This is a genomic window from Terriglobia bacterium, from assembly GCA_036496425.1.
Lineage (GTDB): Bacteria > Acidobacteriota > Terriglobia > 20CM-2-55-15 > 20CM-2-55-15 > 20CM-2-55-15.
In genome coordinates this window covers 1-5,461 of sequence record DASXLG010000324.1, presented here as the reverse complement: position 1 = coordinate 5,461, position 5,461 = coordinate 1, and the positions used below count along the sequence as shown (strand labels likewise).

General features: G+C 56.9%; 4 protein-coding genes and 1 tRNA gene. 1 reads left to right on the top strand and 4 read right to left on the bottom strand.

Annotated elements, in window-relative coordinates:
- The 4 genes from VGK48_23595 to VGK48_23580 form a co-directional block, all read right to left on the bottom strand.
- Positions 1-578 (bottom strand): type II secretion system F family protein (locus tag VGK48_23595; protein HEY2384169.1); only part of this gene is annotated, 578 nt, incomplete at its 3' end.
- Positions 579-607: 29 nt separating this feature from the next.
- Complete coding sequence (locus VGK48_23590) at positions 608-1,720, bottom strand: type IV pilus twitching motility protein PilT (protein HEY2384168.1); 1,113 nt, start codon at positions 1,718-1,720, stop codon at positions 608-610.
- 13 nt (positions 1,721-1,733) lie between these two features.
- Positions 1,734-3,452: a type IV-A pilus assembly ATPase PilB gene (gene pilB / locus VGK48_23585; protein ID HEY2384167.1), complete on the bottom strand. Its 1,719-nt coding sequence runs from the start codon at positions 3,450-3,452 to the stop codon at positions 1,734-1,736.
- 248 nt (positions 3,453-3,700) lie between these two features.
- Positions 3,701-5,119, bottom strand: coding sequence for an enolase C-terminal domain-like protein (locus VGK48_23580; GenBank protein ID HEY2384166.1), 1,419 nt, complete (start codon positions 5,117-5,119; stop codon positions 3,701-3,703).
- 216 nt (positions 5,120-5,335) lie between these two features.
- Between VGK48_23580 and VGK48_23575 the strand changes: the two genes are divergently transcribed.
- Positions 5,336-5,411 (top strand) — tRNA-Val (locus VGK48_23575).
- The last annotated feature ends 50 nt before the right edge of the window (positions 5,412-5,461 follow it).

Here is a 5,461-nt window from a genome sequence, read left to right as displayed (position 1 = left end):
GTGACGAAGATCGGCACGACCTTCCAGAGCAGGAGGATAATGACGCAGGCCGCGATCCCCAAAACTGAGATCGGATAAATCATCGCGGACTTCACCGCCCGCTTCAGTTTGACGTTCTTTTCAATGTAAGTGGAGAGACGCTGCAGAATTGTGTCCAGGATACCGCCCGTCTCGCCGGCCTCGACCATGTTGTAGTAGAGGGGATCGAAAACCTTTTCGTGCGATTTCATCGAAGTCGAAAGTGTCGCTCCGCCTTCGACGGAACCGCGGACCGTGTTCAGGATCTTCTGAAATGTCTTATTCTCCTGCTGGCCGGCCAGGATCTCGAGGCACTGTACCAACGGCAAGCCGGCGTCGATCATCACGGAAAACTGGCGCGTAAATATTGCGAGTTCCTTGGAATCAACGCCAGTTCCGAACACGGGGATGTTGAACTCTCTCCCCTTTTCGGAAAGCTTGCTCACGTTGATATTTTCCCGGCGCAGCGCCGCCGCGAGCTGGGCCTTGTTTTGCGATTGGCGTTCTCCGGTGACCGAAGCGCCCGCGCGGTTGGTTCCGCGATATGTGTAAACCGGCATGATGTGTTACCTCCTGTCGATCTTTTCGATTACCGTCGGACGGGAGTCCGACCGCCAACGGGCGGCGACGTCACCCCACGGTTAATTAAATCCTGTAATTCGTCTGGATTCGATGATCTTGCAAGAGCAGTTTCCAAAGTGATCAACTTCTGAGAATGAGCGTTCGCCAGGCTCTGATTGAAAGTCTGCATCCCGGTTGTGCCGGTTCCCGTCTGCATCGCCGAATAAATCTGGTGAATCTTGTCTTCGCGGACCAGGTTGCGGATGGCTGCGTTGGGAATCAATATCTCCATGACCATCGCACGGCCGCGTCCGTCAATCCTCGGCAGCAGCGCTTGGCAAAGTATTCCTTCAAGCACCATCGAAAGCTGCGCTCGGATTTGCGGCTGTTGATGCGCGGGGAAAACGTCGACGATACGGTTGATCGTCGAGACTGCCGAATTTGTGTGAAGGGTGGCGAAGGTCAGGTGTCCCGTTTCGGCGATGCGCAGCGCGGACTCGATGGTCTCTAAATCGCGCATTTCGCCGATCAGAACGATATCCGGATCTTCGCGCAGGGCAGCCCGAAGGGAGTTCGCGAAAGAGTGCGTGTCCGAATGTACTTCGCGCTGGTTCACCAGGCATTTTTTGTGGTTGTGAAGAAATTCGATCGGATCCTCGATGGTGATCATGTGCTCGTCGCGCTCATTGTTGATCTTGTCGAGCATCGCCGCCAGCGTTGTGGACTTTCCGGAGCCGGTCGGGCCCGTCACCAGCACCAGCCCGCGCGGCTTGTCGCAAAGGCTGCGCACGATCTGCGGCAGCCCTAGCGCATCAAAACTCTTGATTTCCCAGGGTATCGTTCTGAAAACGGCGGCCACGGCGCCCCGCTGATGAAAAATGTTGCCGCGGAACCGTGCCAGGCTCTTCAAGCCGAATGAGAAGTCGAGTTCCAGGTTCTCTTCCAGCCGGTGCTTCTGGACGTCCGTCAGCACGCTATAAGCCAGCGCCTTCGTGTCCGCGGCCGTGAGGGGCGGCATGTCCAAGGGACGAAGCTTTCCGTGTACGCGCACCCGCGGCGCGCTGTTGGTCGAGAGATGCAAATCGCTCCCAGCCATCTCGATCATCTTCTTCAAAAGCTCGCTCAATGTGATGCCGGCCATTTCTCTCCTCCGATTACAAAACCGTCTCGCGCAGAACTTCTTCCATCGTCGTCAGCCCAGACGCGACCTTCTGCAAGCCGCTCCGCCGCAACGTGATCATTCCCTGTTCCATCGCCTTTTTCTTCAGTTCCAGCGCGGACGCTCCCACCAGAACCAATTCGCGCAATTCGTCGTTGATTTCCATCACTTCATAGAGTCCCACGCGGCCTTTGTATCCAGTGTTGTTGCAAGTCGCGCATCCCTTGCCGTGTTGCACCGTGATTTTCGCCGCCTCTTCGGGAGAATAACCCGCCTCCGTGAGCGCCTCCGCCTGTAGTTGCAGCGGTTCCTTGCATTGAACACAGATGCGGCGCACCAACCGCTGCGCGCAAATCAGGTTCACGGACGTAGCCACTAGGAACGGCTCAATGCCCATGTTCATCAAGCGGCTGATCGTCGAGGGCGCATCGTTCGTATGGAGCGTCGAAAGGACCAGGTGGCCGGTGAGCGCTGCCTTAACGGCGATTTCAGCAGTCTCGAAGTCTCGAATTTCTCCTACCAGAATAATGTTGGGGTCTTGCCGAAGGAATGCGCGCAGCGCCGAGGCAAAGTTCAACCCGATCTGTTCCTTCATTTGAACCTGGTTGATTCCCGGGAGCTGAAATTCGACCGGATCCTCCGCCGTCATGATGTTCGTTTCAGGCGTATTCAAGCGCGCCACCGATGAATACAGAGTGTTGGTCTTCCCCGAGCCGGTGGGCCCGGTGACGAGAACCATGCCGTACGGCTTCAGGATTTGGCGCTCGAATTTTGAGAGCGCTTCCGGCTCGAAGCCCAGCTTGGTCATATCCAGTCGCAGGTTTTCCTTATCCAACAGCCGCAGAACGATTTTTTCTCCGAAGAGCGTCGGCACGGTTGAAACGCGGAAGTCCAGCTCCTTCTTCTTTCCGTCCTTCAGGTACTTGATCATGATGCGGCCGTCTTGCGGCAGCCGCTTTTCGCTGATGTCCAGTTTGGACATGATCTTGATGCGGCTGGTCATCGCATCTCTGAGCTTCATGGGCGGAGCCATCACGTTCTGCAGGATTCCATCGATGCGGAAGCGTACGCGGTATTCCTTTTCGTAGGGCTCCACATGAATATCGCTGGCGCCGCGCTTTACCGCGTCTGTCAGAACCAAATTGCAGAGCTTGATGATCGGCGCTTCCTCGGCCGCCTTCGAGAGCGACGCAAGATCCATCTCCGCTTCTTCGCCCGTGAGTTCCAGGGCGTCGGCGTCCTCGGCCGTCAAGTCCTTCATCACCTTGTCGAGTTCTTCGACGGCCTCCACGTCGCCGTAGAACTTGTGAATCGCCTCGCTGATGGCCGTCTCCGACGCGACCACCGGCTCCACGTTAAATCCCGTCATGAACTTGATGTCGTCCATGGCGAAGACGTTCGTCGGATCCGTCATCGCGATCGTCAAGGTCGATCCCACGCGCGATAGAGGCACAATCTGGTAGCGAACCGCAGTCTCTTGCGGCACCAGCTTGATCACTGCCGGATCTACTTCGTAGAATTTCAGATTGATGGACGGCACGCCGTACTGCCGGGAGAGGACCGCCGTGATGTCGTCGTCGCTTACCAGCCCCATCTTCACCAGACAAGTGCCCAGGCGGCCGCCATTCTTTTTCTGATAGTCGAGCGCCTGTTTCAGCTGATCCCCAGAGATCAGGCTGTCTTTGACCAGAATTTCGCCGAGACGAGAAGACATAGTTGCGCGCCCGCAGTACTAGAACCGCGGCATTCGGGAGAGTAGCATGCGATTCGGGGCGACGGCGGCACCGGCTTCGCCCCTCGTGGTGAATCAGCTAACATCCAATCCGCCGCATTGCGACGCCTGTACCGCCGTACAGGCCATTTACTGACCTGTACTTAGGTACAGGTATCCCCCAGTACTCCTACCGGATGGAGGGTCAGTCCACTTCAGCGCTGGAAGCTATGAATCTAGGGGAGACAGATCTAGCCCGTGCCGTTAATCACGGAACCGTCAGGTATGCGCATCTCATTGGGACGTTCGTCGGTGATGGGATGTTTTGCGGCGAGCGCTTCGTCAACCTCGATACCCCAGCCGGGCTTTTCGCTAATCCATGCGTAGCCATCCTTCACTTCAAGGCAGCCCTGAAAAATGTCCCGGACCAGCGGCGTATAGTCGAAATGCTCGTGAACCCCGAAATTTGGGTTGGTCAGATCAAGCGTCAGATTCGTCATATGGCCCACGGGGGAGTTGGGAGCGCCGTGCCAGGCGAATTTCACCTCATAATTTGCCGCAAACGCCGCCACTTTCCGCGCGGCCGTGAACCCGCCGATATGCGAAACATGATGGCGAATGTAGTCGATCAATCGCTGTTCGACGAGCGGCTGCCACTCATGCGCATTGTTCCAGAGCTCGCCGATCGCTAGCGGCGTGGTGCACATCTGCCGGACGATCTTGTAGTGGCCGGACTCTTCCGGCGGCAACAGGTCTTCGCAATAGAACAATTTGAAGGGTTCTACATCTTTGCAGAACTCGACGGCTCGCACGCTATCGAGCAGCGAATGTACATCGATCCCCAGGCCGATTTCCGGCGGCATCTCTTTTCTGAAAGTCTCGCACGCCGATAGAACCCTGCGAGTTTCTTTGTCGCGATCGAAAGGTACGGAGCCGTCGTCGAACTTTGGCTGTCCAAACAAATTGTTTACGGCCCCGTCTCGAATGAACATCGCGATCAGCAAATCCCGGCAGCCTTGGTCGACGAGCTTCATTGAGCTTTCGATCAGCTTCTTGTTCGTATCCTGTGCGGCCAGAAACACATGCAGGTAAATCTCCGCGGCATCGCGGCACTTTCCGCCAACCAGTTGGTAGACGGGCATTCCCGCTTGCCGGCCTTTGATGTCCCATAGCGCGTCGCAGAGGCCGCCAATGGCGCAGTTCTGAACCACATCATTCTTATAGTAAGAACTCATGTAGCAGAGTTCCCAAATCTGCTCGATTCGATCCGTCGTTCTGCCCATCACCAAAGGTTTCAGATACTGCTCCACGGCCGTCTTCACAAGTTTGGAGCGGCCTCCGGGAAATGTAGCCGTAGCACAACCGTAGCCGTGAAGTCCCGCTTGGTCGGTCGTAACCTTGACGATGGTTGAGTCATTGTTGCCGCCGCCTCCCACCTCAATCACGCTCACGTCTTGAATGCGCGGCGCTGGCATCCCGCGCGTCGCGCGATCTGCTTTCTCTTGCGCCTCTTGCTCCGGGCGTGTCGGCGTGGCCTGTGCGAGAGAGCCTCCGAAAAGACCAGCCACAGCCGCTCCGCCACCCAGTAGCGCCGATTTCAGCATCGCCCTGCGATTTTGAACCCCAGCCGGGAACTCCCTGCCTGGGCCACCAGACTTCGTATTGGTCATACCTGCCTCACCGTCATCGCATAAATAGAAGGATTGCAACTCCAACTTCCAATTCAGCCTCAGCCCCGCGCATCGTACGCCTCTCCCAAGCGGGACACAACGGAGTTGCCGCCATGCACCGCGGCCATCGAAAAACGGTCACTTCACGCACAATCGGCCAGAACCACGGGAATTCCGCTAGTGCGAATTCGCGTAACTAGCTAGAATAGGGAGGCAGGGCGGTTAGCTCAGCGGTTAGAGCATCCGGTTTACACCCGGAAGGTCCAGCGTTCAAATCGCTGACCGCCCACCACCGTGCTTCACCTCGCGGGGACGTAGTTCAGTTGGTTAGAACGCTGCCCT